9 protein-coding genes are annotated in these 22,612 nt (G+C 53.3%); 7 read left to right on the forward strand and 2 right to left on the reverse strand.

The window, feature by feature from the left end:
- Positions 1–630: 630 nt before the first annotated feature.
- Positions 631–2,430, reverse strand: coding sequence for a S1 RNA-binding domain-containing protein (locus KOR42_RS01460; RefSeq protein ID WP_146506846.1), 1,800 nt, complete (start codon positions 2,428–2,430; stop codon positions 631–633).
- A 481-nt stretch (positions 2,431–2,911) separates the two neighbouring features.
- On the opposite strand from KOR42_RS01460, the gene KOR42_RS01465 reads away from it, so the two are divergent.
- Entirely contained in the window at positions 2,912–3,904 is a 993-nt protein-coding gene (locus tag KOR42_RS01465) for an SDR family oxidoreductase (RefSeq protein WP_146506847.1), read from the forward strand.
- A 43-nt stretch (positions 3,905–3,947) separates the two neighbouring features.
- Here the strand turns inward: KOR42_RS01465 and KOR42_RS01470 are convergent, their stop codons facing one another.
- A complete protein-coding gene (locus KOR42_RS01470) occupies positions 3,948–4,460 on the reverse strand; it encodes a MarR family winged helix-turn-helix transcriptional regulator (RefSeq protein WP_146506848.1) in 513 nt (170 codons plus the stop codon).
- Positions 4,461–4,850: 390 nt separating this feature from the next.
- On the opposite strand from KOR42_RS01470, the gene KOR42_RS01475 reads away from it, so the two are divergent.
- The 6 genes from KOR42_RS01475 (at position 4,851) to KOR42_RS01500 (ending at position 22,612) form a co-directional block, all read left to right on the forward strand.
- Positions 4,851–6,956: a thioredoxin domain-containing protein gene (locus tag KOR42_RS01475; protein ID WP_146506849.1), complete on the forward strand. Its 2,106-nt coding sequence runs from the start codon at positions 4,851–4,853 to the stop codon at positions 6,954–6,956.
- 289 nt (positions 6,957–7,245) lie between these two features.
- Positions 7,246–7,617 carry an STAS domain-containing protein gene (locus KOR42_RS01480; RefSeq protein WP_197440770.1) on the forward strand — a complete coding sequence of 124 codons (372 nt, stop codon included), beginning with the start codon at positions 7,246–7,248 and terminating at the stop codon, positions 7,615–7,617.
- 275 nt (positions 7,618–7,892) lie between these two features.
- Entirely contained in the window at positions 7,893–8,576 is a 684-nt protein-coding gene (locus tag KOR42_RS01485; protein WP_146506851.1) for a hypothetical protein, read from the forward strand.
- Positions 8,569–10,470 carry a DEAD/DEAH box helicase gene (locus KOR42_RS01490; protein WP_231740581.1) on the forward strand — a complete coding sequence of 634 codons (1,902 nt, stop codon included), beginning with the start codon at positions 8,569–8,571 and terminating at the stop codon, positions 10,468–10,470. Before KOR42_RS01485 ends, KOR42_RS01490 begins: the two co-directional genes overlap by 8 nt.
- A 550-nt stretch (positions 10,471–11,020) precedes the next feature.
- Positions 11,021–14,497: a hypothetical protein gene (locus tag KOR42_RS01495; protein WP_146506852.1), complete on the forward strand. Its 3,477-nt coding sequence runs from the start codon at positions 11,021–11,023 to the stop codon at positions 14,495–14,497.
- A 48-nt stretch (positions 14,498–14,545) separates the two neighbouring features.
- Positions 14,546–22,612, forward strand: coding sequence for a hypothetical protein (locus KOR42_RS01500; protein WP_146506853.1), 8,067 nt, complete (start codon positions 14,546–14,548; stop codon positions 22,610–22,612).

The following is a 22,612-nucleotide window of genomic DNA, read 5'->3' on the forward strand; positions in this document are numbered from 1 at the left end:
AAACGAGTCCGTCGACCGCATGGATGAACCGGAGCCTCGGGCTCACACTAGCATAAGATCAAGTTCTCCGGAGGCAAGTAAGTAACGGTGGGGTGCAACAAAGTGGCCGTGGTGGGATCGTCGTATTCACCCGGCACTCAATGATGAACGCCGGAATGCAGAAAGTGAACCACTTCACCCGATTCCGGAATCAAGGGGCTTCATGGTGACACGTTCTGTTGTCTTGTTGCTTATCGGCTCGATTGCCTCACTGATCTGGATGGGGATCGGTCGGGTTGGTGAGTTATGTGCCGGGAGCGATCACGTCAAACAAGATGCAAAACATTTACCTCTCACGCATCTTTGGGTACGGATCGCTTTCGAGTCTCCTGCAATCTGCTGCGATTGCATTAATCGTATCGGGGCGAAATCGATCAACGGGCACGCGGGATGTGGTTGAATGATGACATCCATGAACCCCGCTCTGCACGGGCAGCCGTCCTGTTTGTTCGACGGCAAACAGGGCACCAACGAAATTAAGGACGGTTCTTGGCATTCGCGAAAAGATCATCGCGAATGCGCATGAACAGCCGTTCCTCTCGCTAGACGAGAAGGGAATCGCACGCGTGTAGAGGTGACCCTGTGGGCGATTTATCCGCCGAAGTCGTTGGGATTGCCGAACAGTCCTCCGCCGCCGGTTGAACCGGTTCCGCCTTTGAGCGGTCCTTTGCGTTTTCGTTCGTACTTTTCGACGGGGGTGTCGTCGGCCTTTGGACGATCAACAGGCTCAGGTTTGGCTGTCAGTGCTTTTACAGACAGGCTGATTCGCTTCTTGCCGGGGTCAACTTCGAGGACCTGGACTTCCGCCATGTCATCGACGTTCAGAATCTCGGTCACTCGTTTCACCCGGCGATGGTCCAACTCACTGATGTGAACAAGTCCTTCGATACCGGGTTCGAGTTCGACGAACGCCCCAAACGTTTCGACACGAGTCACGCGACCTGTGACTGTGGAGCCTTTTTCGTATTTGGATTCCGCAACACGCCAAGGGTTTTGGGTCAGCTGTCGCATTCCGAGGCTGATCTTTTCCTTTTCGCGGTCGATGCTGAGGACTTTGACTTCGATCTCCTGCCCTTGCGAAATGATTTCGCTCGGGTGTTCGATTCGAACCCAACTCATCTGCGAAATGGGAAGAAATCCGTCGAGGCCACCGAGGTCGATGAACGCTCCGTAATCTTTGATCGTTTTGACGGTCCCGGTCCGAATCTGATCTGTTTTCAGTTCGGCGAGGACTTCTTTCTTCTGTTCGTCGCGCCGCTGTCTCAGGACTTTTCTGCGGCTGAGAACGAGATTCTTCTTCTCGGGCTTCAGTTCGGTCACTGCGACAGTCAGTTTTCGACCGACAAATACTTCCATGTCTTCCACGAATCCGAGGTCGACCTGGCTGGCTGGGATGAAGCCGCGGAGGCTTCCGACGGTGACTTCGAGTCCGCCTTTGTTGGTCTTCTTGACGACGCACTCCACCATCTGGCCCTTGCTGAGCAAGTCCCAGTCGCCGCTGACAACAGCTGTCGTGCGGCCAGGAAGCCGGGCCATGATCAGCCCTTCTGCCTCGTCCACTTTATCGAAGATGACTTCAATCTTTTCGCCTTCGTTCGGGAGCGGTGTGCTTCCGAACTGTCGAACCGGAATCGCTCCACTGAGCCTCAATCCGAAATCGACGAAGACGTAATCTGCTGCGTTGGATTGAACAATTCCATTGAGTTTCTGGCCAGGCTCAAGATCTTCGACGTTGATGACGCCTGATGTCGACTCATCAGAATCAGACGAAGCCGAGGAGCCTTCCGTGCCGGACATTGCCTCTTCAATGGCTGCTTCGATCGAAACATCAATTGCAGACTTTGCAGGCAATTCAACGGCACCTTTTGCTTCTTCTTGATCGGGTGTGGATGACGGATTGGAGTCGTAGCCGGTAATTGCTTTGGCAACTTCTGCTTCGATCTCTTCGTCCGTTGCGTTTGGCAACTCCACAGGCCCTGACGGAACAGCCTGCACGGTTCCTGTTTCGGCTCCGATCGACGGGACAGGTCGCGCGTCTTCCGGAGTCGATTTCGGATTCAGCGAAACCTTTCGCTTGTTCGCATCTTCTGAAGTCTCGCCCGATGGAGAAGGAACGGCATCCTGTCCTGCCGGGGGCTGCGACGCTTCAGCTGGTTGAACAGTTCCTGGGTCTGAGGCCACAGGCGGTGCGTCCGAAGGACTTGCTGTCGCACCTTCTGGTGGAACTGGGGCCTCAGTTGATTCGCTTTCGGCTCCCGCAGCCTTGAATTCCTGGTCTGCAGCCTGTCGCTGTTCAGCGTTCTCGGAAGCTGAGGATTGACTCGCTTCAAGCTGCTGAGAAGAATCGTTCGCGGTGTTCTTTTCCTGCGGGGCACTTTGTTCGGTGCTCATTCCGTCAACCTAAAATCAATTCCAGTAACCAAGCGGTAATCAGGAGTCATGTCAAAATTGAAACGTCGAGGTGGTTCGATAGCCACCTACGAGGACTAGTGCACATCGAGAATACCACACTGTCAAGAGATGAAATCGATGCGCGACGTGATTGTCAGTAAAAAACCTACTTGAACGCAAGGGTTTGAGAAGAGTTTGCAGCGGGAAATTCAAGGAACGTTCCGGGAACCCCTCATTCCGAGAGTGATCAGATGGTAGAAACCCAATTTTCGCACGGTTTCTGGTTCAGTTGCTGAATTTTCCCGATGTCGAAAGAGCATACAGGAATCGAACTCTCTGGCAGACTTTCAGTTCGGAATGATGCGTCGACGTCTCTTTCCCCGAGTGTTGCTCGGGGTGTTCGGCGAGAAAGAGTTTGCCTTCGTTACTGCGATTGAGTTCAAACGCGTGTAGACGATTTGCTCCACATGAAAGACAGAACATGACGGAAAACATTGCCACGCCCATTTGTCTGGTGACTGGAGGAGCGGGTTTCATCGGGTCGCATTTGGTCGCGAGACTGGTCGAGAATGGCTGTCAGGTTCGTGTTCTTGACAACCTCAGCACTGGGAAGCTGGGAAACATTCAGCCAGTTTCCGAAGACATTGAACTGTTCGAAGGGAGCCTTCTCGATCGGCAACTCCTCGACAAATCGCTTCAAGATGTTCGCTACGTCTTTCACGAAGCGGCACTTCCTTCTGTTCCCGTCAGTCTGAAAGATCCTCTCGCGACGCATGAAGTGTGTGCCACGGGGACATTGAACTTATTGGACGCCAGTCGTCAGGCGGGTGTGCAACGACTCATTTACGCCGGGTCGAGCAGTGCGTACGGAGAATCGGAGGCACTCCCGCATCGAGAGGATGCGCCCACGGCAGCATTGTCTCCTTATGCTGCGGCTAAACTCGCGGGGGAACTTTACTGTCAGGCGTTCACAGCTTCTTATGGCTTTGAGACTGTTCGGCTACGTTACTTCAACGTCTTCGGCCCTCGTCAGGATCCGGGAAGCCCTTATTCGGCAGTCATCCCGCTGTTTATCACAGCAATCCTGAACGGCAAACGCCCAACGATTTTTGGAGACGGATCGCAGACCCGGGACTTTGTCTATGTCGAAGATGTCGTGAACGCGAACATCGCTGCGATGAATGCTCCGTCGCACGTTGCGGGAGGGGTTTATAACGTCGCTTCCGGGGAATCCATTTCCGTTCGCGAACTGGCGACGAAAATCAGCCATTTGATGGACGCAGTGGACGATCCTCAGTTCGAAGCTGCCCGGTCAGGTGAGATACAACATTCCTGGGCTGAAACTGCTTCAGCAAGAGAGGCTCTTGGTTTCGTGGCGGAACATTCCTTTGATGATGCTCTCCGGAAAACGGTAGAAGCCTTTATTCAACACTTTGTTCAACAGGGGAGTTCCACGGAAACGCCAAGCTCCTGACGGTGTTGCTGCCGACCGGAGCAAAGGAGCTTCGAAAATCCCGTCAGTCGTTCAGCGAGTCGCTTTCCGTCTGTTCGATGCACGGAATTGGGATCGCGAATCCCGATTCATCTTCCAACGAGACGGTTTCGTCCAGGTTCTGAATCATCTTTTCGCAGATGTCCTTGAACATATGCAACTGGTTCTCCGTCAGACCCGAAATGGCCTGATGTCGAATTTCGTGAGCGATTTCAGAGGCCCGGTTCCAGACTTCCGAGGCTTTCTCGGTGGGATGAAGCGTGTTCTTTCTTCGGTCTTGATCGCAGGGGCGGCGGACCAACAGCCCCGCTTTTTCCATTCGATTCAAGATCCCTGCCAACGTGTGCGGTTCGATTCCGAGCTGCTCCGCGAGGACCGATTGCGATCCGCAGCCACGTGAGGAAAGCCAAGCGAGGACTTCCCACTGACGGATCGTAATTCCCTCGGGTGCGAGGCGGGCATCAAGCGTCTTTCGAAAGACATGAGAGGCTGCGCATACCCAGTATGCGACGCTGTTTTCCCAGTCATAGTTGAGCATCAGAGAGGAGCTCCGTAACGTCCGCGATGTGAGGGAGATCTCCCCCGGAGATCAGAAATGATTCAGAATGAAGAGAAGGATGCAGTTTAATTTATCATTTGAATACCCTGCAAGCAGTGATTCCGTAAACCAGACATTTCCTTCAGATTGACTAAATCGTCTGAACTTCGTGACAGCACTCTCTTTTTATGGCTCTCCGTCGTGAAATCAAGCCCGTTTTCTTGAGGATCGCATCAATCGGGAGTTGATGTTGTCGCTCAGATCGTGACACTGAAGAGAGACGACGAGGTTCGACGTGAAGATTCGTCGAGCCTGTGGGCCTTGTTCGAAGACCGTGGGCACTGCAACCAAATACGACAACGACCAATCTGAAAGTCTGCGCAGACCATCATGAGTGACCGCAACACGACAGCACGGACTCCCGGAGGCCCAAATCGTCTCATCGATGAAACGAGCCCATATCTTCTGCAGCATGCGCACAATCCGGTCGACTGGTATCCTTGGTCAGAAGAAGCATTCCGGCTCGCTGAGGAGACCGATCGACCGATTTTTCTCTCCGTGGGCTATAGCGCCTGCCACTGGTGCCATGTGATGGAGCATGAAAGCTTCGAAAACGAAGAGATCGCTGCGATTCTCAACGAGTCCTTCGTTTCGATCAAAGTCGATCGGGAAGAACGGCCGGATGTTGATCAGATTTACATGACAGCCGTCCAACTGATCACTCGACGCGGCGGATGGCCGATGTCGGTCTTTATGACTCCTGATGGACGCCCGTTTTATGGAGGCACTTACTGGCCGCCTGTCTCTCGAATGGGCATGCCCGGATTTCGAGATATTCTGGTGAAGCTGCGGGACTATTGGCAGAATAAGAAAGACGAAGTCGAGACAAGTGCCAATCAGCTTTCCGAAGCTATTCAGGATATGGCCGCACCTGTCTTTCAGTCTGCGAAGCTTGGAGAGGAAACACTCAAAGCTGCCGTTGAGGGATTGTTGCGGATTGCTGACCGCAAGCATGGTGGATTCGGAGGAGCCCCGAAGTTTCCGCATCCAATGGATCTTCGATTCCTTCTGCGTGGCTGGGAACGGTTTCACAATGGAGATGTGTTGGATGAAGACGTGCTGGATGTCATTCAATTGACTCTCAAGAAGATGTTAAACGGTGGGATCTATGATCAACTCGGAGGCGGTTTTCATCGCTATTCGACGGACGCATACTGGCTCGCACCGCATTTCGAAAAGATGCTTTATGACAATGCGTTACTCGTTCCTGTTTACCTGGAAGCCTGGCAAGTTACCGGGGATCAGGAATACGAGAGATGTGTCCGAGAGACTCTCGACTATGTCTTGCGGGAAATGACCAGTGAGCTGGGAGGGTTTTACAGCACTCAGGATGCAGATACGGAAGGGGAAGAGGGGCGGTTCTTCGTTTGGAGCTTGGACGAAGTGCGGCAACTCCTCGGAGAACGCGAGTCAGAAATCTTCAGTGCCGTTTACGATGTCTCTCAAAACGGCAACTGGGAGGGACATTCCATCTTAAATCGACCGAAGCCTCTCGATCAGGTTGCGGAAGAGCTTAAGGTCGATGTCAAAGAACTCGCGGAAAGCCTCGACCGTTCGCGGTCGATTTTGTTCGAAGCTCGGTCCAGGCGAACTGCTCCGGCACGCGATGAAAAAGTTCTGACAGCCTGGAACGGAATGATGATCTCCGCATTTGCGCAAGCGGGTGTGGCTTTGAATGAACCGAAATACCTCAGCGCTGCTCAGGCAGCGGCCGACTTCTTTCAGCTTCACATGAAAGGGAGTGGGAAAGAACTGCTTCTTAGCTACAAAGACGGGCGATCTCGGTTTCGTGGATATCTCGATGATTATGCCTGCCTCATTGATGGGCTGGTGGAATTGTTTCGAGCGACTGGATCGGATCAGTATCTTGAAGAAAGCCTCGAGCTTGCAGATGTTATGATCGCGGAGTTCTGGGATCCGGAGCAGGGTGGCTTCTTCTTTACCGACAACGATCATGAAAAACTGATTGCAAGAACAAAAGAGGTTCAGGACAACGCCGTTCCCAGCGGAAACGGAATGGCAGCGACGGCGCTCGTCAAGCTTGGCCAGCTGACAGGTCGTTCCGATTTGATGGAGCGAGCGATTAATACGCTGGAATCATTCGGAGAATTATTGGCAGATCGTCCGCAGGCGGTGGGACAAGCACTCATCGCCCTCGATCTCGTGGTGGGGCCGAGTCGGCAGCTTGTTCTCGTTGAGTCTGAAGACGAGAAAGGAGCTTCGAAATTGGGAGACTGGACTCGCAGCCAGTTTCTCCCCAGAACCACGATTCTCCGGAAAGACCAGTTCACGGAATCGAAAATTATTTCCTCTGTCATCGGTGATAAGGAAACTCGCAACGGTGCAACGACTGCGTACTTATGCGAGGGGCAGACGTGTCAGGAACCTGTGACGAGCATTGAAGAGCTTGAACGTCAAATTCGGAATAATCCCTAAAAACTGATTGGCAAACCGTGGAATCCGAATTTCGACGACGCCCTCAAAGAGGAGGATCTCGATACGTCGATGACACGCTATGATTGGGGCAACTTCAACTCCAGTTTGATCGGGGCTTCTTCTTTGCGGCGCGCATAAAGTCAGCCTAAATTGAAGAAGTCATTGATCTTGAGGAAGAGAATCCAATAAGAAATCGCCAATCTGTGGAATGGCGGCGTTTCAAGATTCAAGAACGTCAAAAGGATAGGTAGAATCAGATCGGTTCTACTTTTCAGTCGATATGGCAACGATGCAACATCTAAATATTTTCCGAGTCGAAAAGAATGGCGATGCGCTCGTTGTCACACCGAGTGGGGAAGTCAGCTCTTTCCGCTATCAGGATATTCATCAGGAAGCGAATACGATTCGTGGTGAAATCTCGCGAAAGAATGCCAAATATCTAGTGCTGAATCTCTCGGAGCTTGAGTATTTCGGGTCAGAATTCATTGGATCGCTCGTTTCAATGCTGCGAGAAACTCGGATGCGCGGAGGGAAGGGCTGTTTCTGCGCAGCGAACGATCAAATGTTGAAAGTTCTGCAAAATATGAGCCTTTTCAAGCTCTGGCCTTACTTCGATACTGTTCCTGAGGCCCTGTCGACACTCAACAAGTCCGAAGAGTAGTCCGTCAACTTAATACGCCCGCTTTAATGCACTCACTTTAATGCACACACTGTGCTTCCTTAATGCGCGTGTGTTGCCGAGCGAATCCATAGCTTTCTGCCGCTCGCATTGACGTTTCGTGCTTATCCTCTCCCGGTTTTCTTGTCCGGGATCGTGAAGTCCGTTTCGAAAAATTCTCGCAATGGCTTCCAGTTTCCCTCAAGTTGACGAATCACCCGGGAGTGAGGCGAAGCGGCCAACAGCTGTCTGATTGATTGATAAGTCTTGATTGATCAATGCGTTACGATGAAACGTCAGTGGCGGGTTGCGACTTCTGGAGGGACGGGAGAGTTCGTTGCTGTCAGGCTCAAGTTCTCCGCAATTCTGGACGATTTGTCCAAGAGCAGAGGGCGAAGGACGAACCCCTCTCAAAGACCGAGAAAGTCGACGGAGTGGCGATGGCGGCGAAGACGGATCAAGACCGATTCCATTTGGGATTTCTGTGGGTAGCAGAGACGAATCTCGGATTCGTTGGGGGTCTGCTTGTGACCAACCATCGCGGCAGGCCGCTGGAATTTCAGTGTACGACCCCGGTCAAAGCCAACCGCACCCAGGAAATTCTTTACGGGAACTCGCTCAAGCCGTTTCTGTTTGGGGAACTGATCGGGAAAACGCTTTGTGAACGAATCTCTGTTCACCCCGATCTGATTGTTGTTCAACAGGACGAACTGATGGAGCTGCGAAGCCATCAGAAAGCACCGGTTGTCTATCTGCTTCCTGAAGACTGTCGGGATCTCCCGGACGAAGATCGGGTTCAAATCGGAAATCAGTCCGTCCGCTTCAATCCGGATTTTCCGGAAGACGTCGATCAGATTCGCGAGCGAGCTCGTCTGATCAGTGGAGATGCGGATCTGGAAGAGCCGCTCGAACGTGTCCGCGAAGCATTGAACGAAACAGTCAAGGTCCAAACTGTTGCCTGATTCTCAGAACGCACCCGAATTTCATCCGGAAACATCTCGTGACAGAGAGTCTCACATCGACTCTCCCACGTTGAGTCACGCGCTTCCGCTTTCGATCGACGTCCCGCAAACGTCAATGTCCGAAGTGGGAATGCGCTCGCCCAACGTGGTGATCACCGGGATGAATGGAGCGCTCAAACGCGCTCCTCAAGTCGGAGTGGGAACACAGTCTCTGACGACGCCTGTCGGGTTCGTTCCGCGATGGAAGCCGTTCTGGCCGAAGGTCAACGTCTTTGGTTTGCAGTTCCCCGATGCGATCGAGTTTTTGAAGCCGGTCGAAAAAGAGTCGGAAGAACTGGTCAGTATCGAAGCTCCTCGCAAGCCGGAAAAGAAGCCGTCCGGAGCACCGCGTAAATCAACGCGGATCAAACCGCCCAGCGATGCGCTGTCGATTCAGGATCGCTTGTTCTACGTGCTTCAACCTCCGCTGGAGTCCTGGTTGCGAGGGCAGGAACTCATTATGCCCTTCGAGCCATTTCCCTATCAGTATGAAGGGATCGCGTGGCTCTTTTCGCAGGAGTCCGCTCTTCTCGCCGATGAAATGGGCCTCGGGAAGACGATGCAGATGATCACAGCAGTCCGTCTGCTCTTGCGGTCTGGACAAGTTCGACGAGTGCTGATGGTCTGCCCGAAACCACTCATCCCGAACTGGCAGCGGGAGTTCAAATTGTGGGCCGAAGAAATTCCAGTGACTGCCATCGAAGGGGATGCCAACCGTAGAAAGATGATCTGGCAAATGCCCGGATCAACTGTCCTTCTCGCGAACTACGAACTCGTCGTGCGTGACTTTCAGGCAATGCACCCGGATGACCATCCGATGTTTGATCTTGTCGTGCTCGATGAAGCGCAGCGAATCAAGAATCGAGAGTCGGTGACTGCCCAGACGATTCATTCCATTCCGCGAAAGAGAAGCGTCTGTTTGACCGGAACACCGATTGAGAACCGGGCTGAAGAGATGATCTCTCTGTTCCAGTTCATGAACGTCGTTCCCGCTCATGCGTCTCCCGATATCCGACAACTGTCTCAACTGAGTGAGGAGTACATCCTCCGGAGAACGAAGGATCTCGTCGCGAAAGACTTACCGCCGCGCATTGATCGCGATGAAGTCATTGAACTGGCGCCGGAACAGGAATATGCCTACAAAGTCGCGGAGAACGAAGGCGTCATTCAGCTCGATGGACTCGGCGAATCGATCACGATTCAGCATGTCTTCGAACTGGTCTTGCGACTGAAACAAATCTGCAACGTCGACCCGTTCACGGGGGAGTCCTGTAAAGCGGATCGACTTGTTGCCGACATGGAAGAGATCGCTGCTTCCGGCGGAAAAGCGATTCTCTTCAGCCAGTGGACGAAAACACTCGACTGGCTCGAAGGCAAAACCAAACAGTTCGGTTGCCTGAAGTATCATGGAGGAATTCCAACCAAAGATCGGGAACCGATTCTCGATCAGTTCAAGCACGATCCGAACTCTCATCTGATTCTCATGAGTTACGGAACCGGCGCGGTTGGGTTGAATCTGCAGTTTGCCGGGTACGTGTTCCTGTACGATCGCTGGTGGAATCCTGCTGTTGAAGATCAGGCGATTAACCGAGCCCATCGAATTGGGGCAACAGCGTCGCAGATCATCGTGAGCAAGTTCATCTGCAAAGACACAATCGAGGAGCGAATCGATAAAGTCCTGCAACAGAAGCGAGAGCTGTTTCATCGCGTTCTGGGTGACGGGGACAACGAAAATCACTCACTCAGTATGAATGCGGGTGAGATCTTCGGGCTGTTCGATCTTAAAGCTCGCAAAGGGGGAGAGACGAAGTCCATCGGACCGAAACGCCCCGCTCAAGATTCGCACGCCGCATAGAGCAAGTTGCTCTTTCCTGTGTGCTCGCTTGAGCTTTTTCATCAGGGAAAAAGCTGAGTTTGCTCGTGCGAGTGAGTGCAAGTCAAAACAGAAATTGCTTTCGAACTCGCTCGAGAGCTGCTGACGACCCGACGATCACTTGTGAGATCGAATCGTTTCACAAGATTCGGAATGATCTGTTCGAGCGTTCTGAGCGTGTATTCTGAGAGACGGTCTTTGCGGATCGTCCGTATTCTGCGGGGCAAATTCACCGGTCAGATTTTCGAATCCCGGGGGTCCCGTCTTTGTTTCTTGCTGATGTTTGATTGTTCGCTTCGAGCGAATCTTCGCCTCTGCTCAGGTGTTGCTGTCTGTCTGTTGTGCTCTTCCCGTGCAGAGGAGTTTGTCAAAATTCAGTAAAAGATACTGAAAAGATGAAGACGGACGGCTGCTATTGGCGTCAAAATCTCTAACCTTCCTCTGTGGAACCTGCTTTGCGCAGTTTCTGCAGTTTGCGAAATTGGATTCCGCAAACTCACGTCGCAGTGACCCAGTCGACTAGGCATTTCTCATGAAAAAAACTGCACGCTCGCGTTTTTTCATCGCTTTTCTTTGTTCGTTTGTCGCACTCGCATCGCCGGGGTTTTCACAGGAAGAAAGCCCGGATGAAGTCGCTGGTGACTCGCCAGAAGTTCTGGCGGATGAGACAGCTGCGGACGAGATCGCTCCCGTAGAGGTTTTGAGCGAGAGCGGTGAGCGGATCATCTACATTCCGTTCAAAGACTTCGAAAGCGCGTTCGGGAATCCCGATTCGAACGTCATCCTGCCGTTCTCGGAATACGAGAAAATGATGGCAGCCTGGAAGGCATCCCAACAGAAAACAGAATCACCGGACGCTGTTCTTTCTCAGATTGGCTATACGGTGACGATCGACGGGGAAATCGCTCGCGTCCGCGCAGACTTGCGGGTGAATGTGTTGAAAGATGGTTGGGTCGAGCTGCCGGTTCAGTTCGGAGCTGCGGCCGTCGGGCGAGTCGCTGGGGATGATGTGTTGCTCCGCGGCGTCGGCAACGGACAGTATGCGTTGCTCTTTCAAACACCGGGTGAGAAGAATGTGTCGATCGACCTCGCCGTCCGCGTGAAACAGTCTCCCGACGGACAGGAGATTTCCTTTCAGACTCCTCCAGTGGCTGTGACGACCCTCGATGTCACCGTTCCGCGAGAAGGTCAGGCGATTGAAGTCACTCCGCAGATCGTCGAAGTGGCAGGCGGAGGAGACGAAGCTGCCGACGGCACAACGAGAATGCAAGTGAATGTTGGAGCGACGAACTCGATCCGCATTCAGTGGCACCCGGAAGCGAGCTTGCAGCCGGAGATGAATCTGCTGGCGAGTGTTGAGAATCAAACGCTGGTGACGATCGAAGACGGTCTGATTCATACCGATGCTTATCTGAAGTATGAAATCCTCCGCGGAACGATGGAGGGAGGCCGAGTTGTGGTGCCCGCTTCGCATCGAATTCTGGACGTGACAGCTTCGAGTCGAATCAAAAACTGGCAGGTGGTCGAACAGGACGGAGAGCAGATCGTCGACGTTGAGTTTCTTTCGGCGATTGGGAAGGGGCTGAATCTCGAACTCCACACAGAACGCAAACTCGATGCTGCCGACTTCAATATCGCCGGGTGGAAGGAAGGGCAACCTGCGGAGGGGATCCATGCGATGGATGTCGTTCGAGAAAGCGGACAAATCGCGGTTCGTCATGCTTCGGACATCAGCTTAACGGTATTGGAGCAGCAGGGTGTCGTGCGCATCGAGCCATCTGCTGTCGATGAAAAACTCGCAGGCTCGAATGCCCTGACTTACAAATTCTACTCTCCGGACTTTTCATTGACTGTGAACGCCAAGCCTGTTGAACCGCGACTGATTGTCGGGCACCGGATGGTTCTGACGTTTCAGGACGATGAACTTGAGGTTTCCAACTCGCTGAACTATTCCGTCGAACGAATGGGAGTCTTCGAGTTAAAATTGCGTCTTCCGGAAAAACTACAGATTGACGATGTCATCTCTCCGCGGCTGAAAGAGTTCAACGTCACTGAAGAAGGGCGACTGTTGACCGTCACACTACTGGAACGAACGCTCGGAGAATTCCCGGTCGAGATTCGAAGCCACCGTGACCTGACCGATTCGGGAGACGGCGAGACACTTCCGCTCATTGAACCGCTCGGAGTCGAAAGAGAAACGGGGACGATTCAGGTTTTCGCCCGTCCGGCGATCGAAGTCATTACCGAGACCGACCAGTTGGAAGGAGTTCAGCCGGTTCCGACATCGACCGAAGTTAAGAACGGTGTTCGATTGAATTCGGCATGGAGTTTTACTCGTCGGCCAGCTGTGATTCCCGTCAGAACCGAACGAAAACCAACACGATTGTCCGCATTCGTCGGGACGACAATTTCTGTTCAGGACGAATTGACTCAGGTTCGAACCCAATTGGATTACCTGGTTGAATACTCAGGCCTGAATACGTTTCGTTTCGAAGTTCCGGAAGCGATTTCGGATTCCATTCAAATCGAAACAGCCGGGGGCGATCAACAGTCCTCTCCGATTCAGCAGAGAACATCGGGCGACCCAGTCGATGGATGGGTTCCCTGGACAATCATTACTCAGCGCGACGTCATCGGACTTCAACGATTCATCATTTCTTACGATATCGATCAGCCAGAAGCTGAGGAGGAAGAGGCTGATTCGGAATCAGATTCCGAGAGCTCCGCAGAGTTGACGACGACAATTCAGCTGACTCGGCCACTCGGGCTGATTGACAGCGACGGAGAACCGACAACGACGCTGACGCAATCGCAGGGAGAGGTTGTCATCGACAAAGAGCGGTCTCTTTCGATTGCAGCCAGTGGAACCGGTGGGGGACTCGAGCAAATCGATCTCCGCGAACTCACGCGACTCCCGCAGTCGGGCACGTTGGCTTTCCGCTATTTTCGCTCCGATGCTGACGATCGACCGAGCGTTGAAGTTTCTCAATCACGCCATGAAATTCAGGAAGTGGTCTCAACAATTGTGCCGCGCGGATTGGTCGAGATCGTGACCGGTGAAGACTTCGAAGGAACGTATCGTTGCCGGTATCTCGTCAAGACAACGGAACGTCAGCGTCTCCTTGTTTATCTTCCCGTCGACCTTGAGGTTCTCGGGACGTTCTTGAATGAACGTGAAGTGTCTCTTGAAATCGCAGATGTTCCCGCTTCGGATTCCGTCGGTGAAAACCTGACTCCGTTCTGGGTCAATGTTGCGAGAACGGATTCGTCGGATGAAGACTTCCTTCTGACGTTCCAGTTCTTGTGGAAGCTGCATCCCGCGCTCGGGGAAAGTGCTTTTGGGCGAGGCGAAATGCTCCTTCCGTTACCGGTGATCGGACGCGGAGACTCGGCGGTTGTGCAGGAGCTGAAGGTTGCGATCTGGGTTCCCGAGAAATATGCACTTGTCGGCGATCCTGAAGATTTTCATCTGCAAACACGTCATCGGGCAGGCGATGTGCTGATCGGGGAGACAGCCGATCGACAAGTGGGCGGACTCGAGAATTGGGTCAGCGATGGACATACCTGCCCGGTGAGCGTTGCACAATTTCCGACGGATGGTCGCGTGCCATACGTTTACAGCAATCTCGGGGGTGCGAAGAGTGTCACCGTCCGGTGGTGGAATCAGGTCGTCATGACGCTGATCGTCAGTCTCGCAGTGGGTGTGATCGGTTGGTTGCTGTTGAAAACGAGTTGGGAAAACAAACTCGGAATGCTGCTGATCGCGCTCTTCGCGGCGGCGCTTTACGGAATCTCTGATAGCCACGCCCTCAGTCAAGGACTTTACGCTGCCCGATTTGGGATGATGCTCCTCATCGGATTGTGGATCATTAATTGGATCTTCCAACTCATTCGCGGGGTCCAATCGACCTTCGCAACGGCTGGAGCATCTGCGACGACAGCGTCTCCAATCAACACCGATTCTTCTGGCTCATCGCCGCCGACAGCGGAGCGGCAAGACACTAACTAGCACGACTTGCGGTGGACGTTTTTCTGCTGTCTGAACTGAGGTGTTGTTATGAGTTTCCAGTTTTTCCACGATGCAAGTCGTTCGATGATTCGGCCCCTGAAATTGAGATTCAACAATCTCGCAATGATGATGTTGGGCGTGCTTGTTGCGTCGTCTCTCTCGCAGAGTCTCTTCGCGCAGCCTGATTCGAAATCAAATTTCACCGGGCAGCAACTCGATGAAATCAAGAGGATCTATGTTCCTCAGGAAGAGCTTTCTTCGATTCTCCGTCACGACAAACAAGGTGTCGTGATGAGTGAAGATGAGTTTGAAGAACTTGTGAAGTCCGCGAAGGAAGACAATCAATTCGACGAATCCGCTCCGCGGGGACACGTCGTTTCCAACGCCGATTATTCGGTTCAGATCGACGAACATCGCTTGGTGGGCGAAGTCGTTATCACTCTCCGAACGTTCGATCGCAAGTGGATGGAATCTCGTCTGAATATCACTGGCTGGAATATCGAAAAGGCCACGATCGATGACGGGCCCGCAACGATTGCCCGCGATGGCGATCAACAGAACACGCTGCGAGTCTTTGTTGATGAGCCCGGCGAGCACGTATTGAAGCTGAGCGTGTCGAGTCCTTTGCAGTCAGCGGGCAGCGATCAAGCAGTGAAAGTCAGTCTGGTGGAAGCCAGTTCGGGCGTCTTTCAACTTTCTCTCCCGGCCGGAATACGATTGGAACTGGATCAGTCATCCGTCGACCGTCCGACTTCACTGGAAGAGCCGGCCACATATTCGATTCCGATCGGCGGACAGCAGGAATTGAGTATGACGATCACGGATCGGCAGAAAGAGACAAGAGGGGAAGTTCTGACATTCGCGAACACAGCGATGGCCATTCGTCTATTCCCGAGCGAACTCAGTTGGTCCGCGCAAACCGAGTTGCAGGTCTTCGGGCAAGAGATTGAGAAGTTGGTTTGTTCCGTTCCGAACACGTTAGAAATCACGGGGATTGATTCGAACGGACTGGAGTCGTGGGAACTCTCCGACGATCCTGACGATGCCTCTCAAACTCGCATCACGTTGAATTACCGACAGGGAATCAGTTCCCGCAGAACGCTGAATTTTCGCGGCATCCAGTCGTTTCAGCCGTCTCAGCCATGGACCGCTCCGACGCTGAAGATCTCGGGACTGACTTCACATTCTGGCTCCGTGACGGTGGATTATCCGTCCAGTCTCAGGCTTCAGGTTCTTCAAGCAGCAGGCGTTCGAGCAGCGGAAGCAGAAGCTCTTCCATCTCCGCCGGTCAATGGAGAAATCTCTCGCGTCGAATATCTTGTCTGGGACGAAAGCTTCACGTTGCAGTTTCTGACGAACTTGAAACAGCAGGAAGTTCAAGCGGCGATGACCAATGTATTGGACGTTGGAACTTCGGAATTGAAACTCTTTACGAGCGTCAGTCTGGAAACAAAAGTCGTTCCGCTGTTCGATGTTCGATTGCTCATTCCATCCGACTGGGAAGTCGAAATGGTCCAAGTCAACGGGGCCGATTCCGATTGGAACACTGTTTCCAATCAAGCTGGAATCAACGAAATCCGCATTCCTCTGGCCACTCCGCTCGCTCCCGGTGAGACTCGTGATGTGCTCATGCAGTCACGCAGAGTGCCGGACGGATGGCCGCTTCGCACGCAATTGCAGCGTATTTCCATTCCGGAAATTCGACTACCACAAGCAGCAATGGTGGAAGCACTTTACGGAATGACAGCAAGCGACGAGTTGACGTTAACTCCTCAGGATGTCACCGGACTCGATCCTGCCGGTCAAAGCGATCTTCAAGTCCTCAACGAGAAAGTCGCGGTCCTCAACAAGAGTGTCAAGTTGGGATTCACCTATCAGGACACCACATTTGAGGGTGAACTCGAAATCGAGCGGAAACCGAAAAACGTGACCGTTGAGACGCTGACGTTCTTTCGTGTCGACGATGAACAGATCTTCACGCGACTGGAAGCTGTGTTGTTGCTTTCGGGAGGAGGCGTTCAGGAATTGACCATTCAGGTTTCGGAGTCGGCCGGAGATTCGCTTCGATTCTCGCTCGCGCCGGACATTAAAATTCAGCGACAGCAACAGGCAGTGTTTCCCAATGCCGGGCGACTCGTGGAGCAAATTCCCGGGGAGGTCGCGGATGGATTCCGAACCTGGACACTGCGTTTCGATCGATTTCTCAAAGGCCAGTATCGTTTGAGCACGGATGTCATTCTTCCTCGTGATTCGGAAGTGACGCCGTTTCAGCCGGCGCAAATGCTGTTTCCTGATTTCTCAATCGTCAGCGGGCACGTGGCGGTTGAAGGAGGACTGGAGGAATTTGTTCGAGTTGAAGCAGTCGACCAGGCCGGACAACCGCTCGTCGTCGTTGATCCGGTCGATTTTCCAGCGGCGCTCTATCATCCGGACGAGCGTGTGATTGCCGGTTTTCAGTATGTTCATCCGGGTTGGAATTTGACCGTCACACAAGACGAGTTTGAACGCAGCGCGGTTCCGACAGTCGTCGGCCACGTCGCACAACTTGAAAGTGTGATCAGCAAAGCTGGACAGTTTCAGCATCAGGTCACATGGACCTTCACCGCAGTCGGGGCGCAGTCGCTGGTTGTTGTTCCTCAGACGGGAGCAGAATTGTGGTCGATGCTGATTGACGGCGTTCCCGTTGAAGTACGGCGTTCGAGGCACGGAGTTGAAGTTCCTGTCTCGAATCTCGATCCACTCAAGAAGCATCAGTTGCGAGTGTTGTACTCAACGAATTCTCAATCGTTGGCCACAATCGGTGAGCTGTCAGCGGTTGCTCCCACAATTGCCGTTCTGGACGGAAGTGGCGAGCTTCAACCTGTTGAGATTCTCAAACAGGACTGGGTGCTCCATCTTCCTCACGAGACAATGGTCATCGGAAGTGAAGGGGATTTTCTTCCGAAAGAGCAAATTGCACAGGCTGGTTTGTTTCACGAGTTTCGATCTCTTCTCCGTCTGCCTCGAGCTTCCGATGCTGTCGGGAAAGGGATTGCTCTGCTTGTGACGGGGCTGATCCTGCTGTTGATCGGATGGTGGCGAGTCCGGTGGCAACGTCACTCCGCGAAGAAAGAACCGGCTGGATTCTCAATGTGGCGGACACTTGTTCTGCTCGGGGTTTTGATTTGTGTGATCTCTCCACTGCTCTATTTCAGTTTGCTGTCACGTCCTGCTCGTGAAGCGAGCGTCGCCAGTACGTACTTCGCCACATCTGATGCAGAATTTATTGAGCCATCTGCTGCGGAGGGAATCGTCCAATTCGAGTCGGAGGAAGCTGAAGCAGAAATGAAAGCAGGACAACCCGCGAGTGGTGGAGCTGAGTTCGGTCGGGACAATCTATTGGGACTCAGCGACATGGACATGGATGGCGCTGAGCAAATGTTTGACTATGCCGGCGGATATCGGCAGAACGATTTTGTACAGCCACAAGGACTTCCACCGACAGCGCCGCCGTCAGATCAACCGGTTCCTGCAACGATCATTCAACAGCCAAATCAAAGTCTCGCAGTCCAAGCAATTCCGGAGGAAGAATCGGCATCTCAATCGAACTTCGGAGAAGCCGAAGTGAGAGAGCGTTCCCGCGCTCGCGCGCAACGTGGTCGATTTTCCACAGGCGGACTGTTGTCGATGACTTTTCAACTGGAAGTACCCGAAGATTCCCGCACGGAGCGATTCACCTACCAGGGCAACGGCACAGCGGCCAGCGACGTTGATCTCCGAGTGAGATTCGCCAATCGGACCACCGGGCGCGTTCTCGTTTGGTCGGTCGCTTTGGGGATCGCACTCCTCGGCTGGTGGCTTCGACGCACACAGCCAGCGACTCGTGCATTCTGGATCTTTCTGACGCTCGTGGTTCCCGTGGCACTTATCGAAGTTGTTCCGATGCTTTGGGAACTTCTCCTTGAAGGTGTCGTCTGGGGCGGACTCCTGTCGATGGCCGGTTGGGTTCTCCGAGGCATCGTTCAGTGGTGTTGGAATTTGAGAGTTCCGCTCACGAAACAGGCAGCGGGGCTGATTGTCGCCGCTGCGGTTGTCTTCGCGGGGAATTCGACGTTTGCTCAAGACGGGGCAACTGTCGCGAGTGAACAGTCCGGTCCGGCAGTCATCATTCCCTATTCTGATATCAGCGATGTCAAGAATGCCGACCGGGTTTTCGTCAGCCATGCTCTGTACAAACAGCTTTGGGAATCGGCAAACGCTCCAAATGCTGTATCTGAAGACGGACCGATCGATTCGACGGTTTCTGAAGCAACCTATTTCGCGACTCTGAATGATTCGGGGGATGATCCGAAGATCTCGATTCAGGCACGCTGGGTGGTTTCCGTTCTCACGGATCAACCCATTCTGGTGAAGCTGCCGATTCAGGGAGTCGCCATTTCTTCGATCAGTATCGATGGCGAACCGGCTCCAGTGCTCGCTGGCTGGGACCAGTCCACAGAAGTCAGGCTCCTTGGCCGAGGCATTCACATTGTCGACGGAACACTGGTTTCACCGGCGGCCGTGAATGGACTTGTCGGTCAGTTCCAACTGAAGCTGTCTCCCGTCGGAGCGGCGAATCTGATTTTTGAACTTCCGGAAGCTGAGGGAGAGACTCGCGTTCAGGTCGATGGGCAGCAACGGTCATATCGACGCACGACCGAAGACGACAAAACACGCATCGAAATCGCTTGTGATCGAGGTGGCACTCGCTCAATCACATGGTTCCCCGAATCTCAAATCGACGGTCAGGATCGGACAGTTCAAGTCGAGACCGCGATTGCAGCCAGTTTTCGAGATGTTGGTTTCGATGTAAGTCACAGCTTTCGGGTTCGAGTCCGACAGGGAACGCTGAACGAAATCTCATTTTCTCTGCCTGAAGGCGTGGCTGTCCGTGATGTCGGCGGTAACGATCTCGGCGGTTGGGATATGATTGACGCAACGGATGACGAAGGGGCTCAGCTTCGCGTTTTCTTCAGAAGAGGTATCACGGCTGATACGAATCTCTTTGTCGATCTCTTCAAAAAGCAGGAAGTGGATGAGTCGGGGACCACTGTTACGTTGCCAACTCTGGCACCGCTCGGAGTCCTGCGAGAGACCGTTCAACTTGCTGTCTTTGTGCCGGATCATTTGAAGGTGCGTGTTGATTCCGTCGAGGGACTGTTGCAAACCGACGTGTCTCGATTCTCACCGGTTGTCGCTCCGCGCGAGACATCGGGAACATTGCAGTTGGCCTATCGGACGTCTGTTCGACCGTTTGACCTTCAGCTGACAATTCGTCGGCAGGAGGCCGATTCGAAAACGACGATCGAGTACGGAGTTCACATTGCGCGACGAAGAACGCTCGTCGCAACGCGAATTGTCTGGACTCTCACAGGGGCACCTCAACGGCGACTGGATATCGAAATCCCTGAGGATTATCTCCCCATGAGTGTGATCTGTGCGGAGAGTTCGGACTGGTATGTCCATCAATCCAATGGACGAAGGATGCTCACGATTGAATTTCCTCAGCCTCGAGTGGGAACTGTCGAAGCGGGCATTGAAGGACATCTCCCGAAAAGTCCGGGTCAGACTCGGCTCGAAGTGCTGTTGCCGCGACCTGCAGGAATCAACAGTCAATCCGCAACGCTTGGGATTTGGCTGGACGAAGGATATCAGGCGTCCATGGCACAGCCCGGCGGGTGGAGATCAATTCGACCGGGCGAACTCTCCGGAAGCTACCGAAATCTGGATCCGGATCCCGTGCAGTTCGCGTTCTCGACGATGGTGACGAATCCAGAAAATGTCATCCTTCAAATTCGGGCAGCGACTGCGAAATTGACCGGAGACTCCGTCACCTTGATTGCTGTTGGAGAAGCAACCATTGACTACGGAATGACTCTTCGGTGGAACATCTCTCAGGCTGCGGCGGATCAGTTTGTCTTTACAACTCCGTCATGGCTGCAAAACGTGGAAATGAACGGCCCGACGATTCGACAGATTACGAGTGAAGAACTGGAAGACGGCCGAACGCGCTGGACGGTTTCTCTGATTGATCCGGTGATTGATCAGTACATGCTCACGATTGTTGCGACCAATCCTCATCCGGATGACCTCATCGTCCGCACGCCTCGCATCGTTTTTGAGTCGCTCAAACCGGGTGGGGAGTACGAACGACTCACCGTGCAGCAACAATTTGCGTTCCTGGTCAATCTCTCGCACGATCAGCTCGTTGCCGAGGATCTCGATCAGTTCGAACTCGTGCCTGCTGGACGTCTTCCTTTCCGAATTCACGACAACCTTTTGAAACAGGCTGTTGAAATCACACAGGTGCGAGATGACAAAATTCCGACCTGGAAGATTCAGCGCATGGATGGAACAGGGGCTGCGAAAGCCGTTGTTTTGGGGGCGCATCTGGAAACCGTCCTGGAACTCGATCGAAGCTGGAGGATGCAGGCGAATTATGCTGTGCGCAATCGAGGACGTCAGTTTCTTGCTCTCGACATTCCAGAAGGGTCGCGAATCCTCTCGGTCTTTGTACGGAACAAGCCCTCTCGAACTGTGACAACGGATCTCGATGGACGCACGATCCATCTCATCGCATTGCCGCAAACAAGCGCCGTCGATCTTGCATTCGATGTCCGAGTATTATTGGCGGGACGACTTCCGGGAACCAACGCGGATGACTTTGACGTGATGGGAGAGTCGCTTTCGCTTCCCGCTCCGAAAGTCCTGTCGCAGAAGGAATCCGAAGAGTTCGGGATGCCTGTCACTCAGACGCTGTGGACGGTTCACTTGCCTGACGAACTCAAGGCGCGAGTCATGTCGGCAGTGAAAGATACCAATCTGACTCCCCATGCCGAGGACGCCTGGCTTGCCGCTGAAAAGCAAACACTCGACCGGCTTCAGGCGGACATCTCAGAAATGTCACGGATCGTTTCAGACCAGCAGGTCAGTCGCTCGCGCCGGGTGCAGGCCCAGAATAATCTCAAAACATTAAGCCTGACGCTTGAGCAAGTGAATGATAATTATCTTGCGAATTCTTCAAGCGGCAGTGATCAAGTTGAGTTGCTCGAAGAGCTCATCCGCGACAATCAGTTCCTGCAAAAAGAAGTGGAGAAGGCATCTCAAGGAGACATCAGCGTTACTCCATTAGACGCGGGATTCGGGAACAATCGCGATTTCATCATCGTCAACAATGGAGAGTTGCTGGCGAACAACTCGGCGAATGGAATTGTTTTCTCGGATGAAAGCAAAACCCAGAACTTCAACTTTCTACAGATCGAGGGCGAAGAACTTAATCGGAAGAAATTTGACGACACCGCGCAAGAATCAGCGTCGCGATCGAGGTTGAAGTCCAGGTTGTCGTCACAACAACTGATTGTTTCCGGATCCGGAAGAATGTCTGGAATGGGACTAGCTTCACCGGGAAGCTCGGAGGAGAGTCAACCCCGCGGCGGTGGTGTTGGTGGGGGAGGCTTCGGCGTTTCAGGACTCACGGACAATCTGCAATCGGAAATTGAGCTTCAGCAGCAAGATGCGCAGCGACATTATCAAGATGCGTTGGGACGTACGAGGCGGTACGATTTGGGTTATGCAGGAGGCGAGTCGGTCCAGCAACAGCCAAGCGATTCGCTTACATTTGATACCAACAGCTTGTCTGCTTTTGGAGCGATCGCAGAAGAAGCTCCCGGTCAATTCGGAGATGCGAGCGGACTTGCCGTTCCCGCAGCGACGCAACCTTGGACTTCCGTGGGTGGGCTGAGTGTCGAGATGGGACTGCCGAAGCATCGTCAAACGATTTCCTTCTCGAAACCGGGGGGAAGTCCAGTCCTTACGCTGAGCGTTCAACCCGCCGAATCAAACCGATTCCTGTGGGGAGTGGGCTGGTGCTTTGGCGTTTTGATCTTTGGGATGTGGTTGTTCAAGAAAGTGCGCGACGCCATCGCTGATGATCGGGCCACCCAATTTCTCAGTAGCCTCGCGATGATTCTCGGTGCACTGGCACTGCTGTTTCTTCCCGGAGACTTTGAGGCCGTCGGTTTCATTATGTTCGTCGTTGCCGGAATCGTGAAGATTGTGGTTTGGAGACCTGCGGCGACTCAGTCCCCGACGGCATAG

This window comes from Thalassoglobus neptunius, from assembly GCF_007859735.1.
In the GTDB taxonomy this organism is placed as follows: domain Bacteria; phylum Planctomycetota; class Planctomycetia; order Planctomycetales; family Planctomycetaceae; genus Thalassoglobus; species Thalassoglobus neptunius.